Source organism: Aureimonas altamirensis (assembly GCF_001463885.1).
GTDB classification, from domain to species: domain Bacteria; phylum Pseudomonadota; class Alphaproteobacteria; order Rhizobiales; family Rhizobiaceae; genus Aureimonas; species Aureimonas altamirensis.
In genome coordinates this window covers 1-804 of record NZ_BBWQ01000030.1, presented here as the reverse complement: position 1 = coordinate 804, position 804 = coordinate 1, and the positions used below count along the sequence as shown (strand labels likewise).

Sequence of the window (804 nt, the reverse complement as noted above, 5' to 3'; positions counted from 1 at the left end):
ATAAAGGCCGTTCTGGCCGTACCAGGTCAGCGTACCGCCGACGCCGTAGCCGGTGGCCTCGATGGAGCCCGTGCCATAGGGCGAGGTGATGTCGGCATCGGCCCGCCCATAGTGGACGTTGATGCCGCCGATCAGTCTGGACCCGTCCGCGAAGCTGGCCACATCGAAATCGTAGCCGGCCTGCAGGCGCCACAGATCGATGTCGTAATCGCTGAAGCTGGTGGACACGGCCGGATCGGCCACGATGCGCGAACCCTCGATGCGGCCCCAGGCGCCGCTGCCCTCGATGACGTCGCCCGGCGGGGTGGAGGCCAGCGCACCCTTGACGAAGGGCTGCGGGTCGGCGGTGCCCGACCAGACCCGGCTGCCCTTGCGCTGCTGCAGCGTCGGCAGGCGGTTCAGGCTCATCAGAACCTGCGGATAGGCTTCATAGAGCGGCACGCCGGGCTGGTAGACCGGGCCGACCGGAAGATCGGGGTCCACCGGCGGCAGCGGCGGAACAACGACCGGTGGGTTGACGATGGTGCGCAGATACCAGTCGCCGTCGGCCGGCGCGGCCGGGCTGCCCTGGTAGAGACCGTAGACGAAGGCGCCGCCGATCACCGCCGCCTCGCCCGTCGGGGCGATCGTGTCGGGGATCAGTGTGAAGGCGCCGGGCGAGGCCCCGTCCACCCGCACGATGCGGATGCCCTGGTCGGTCAGGGCGCCCTGGCCGCCAAAGTTGATGACGTCCACACGCGTCGTGCCGGTGCTGGCGCCGGTGATGGCCAGAAGGTCGGTCGGCGAGGCGTCGTCGCCCAGCAC

The 804-nt window shown here is 70.0% G+C and carries 1 protein-coding gene; it reads right to left on the bottom strand.

Annotated features, from left to right (window positions below):
- Positions 1 to 804, bottom strand: an 804-nt coding sequence (locus AUL31_RS19830; protein ID WP_192842540.1) for an autotransporter outer membrane beta-barrel domain-containing protein, incomplete at both ends; no start/stop codon positions are given.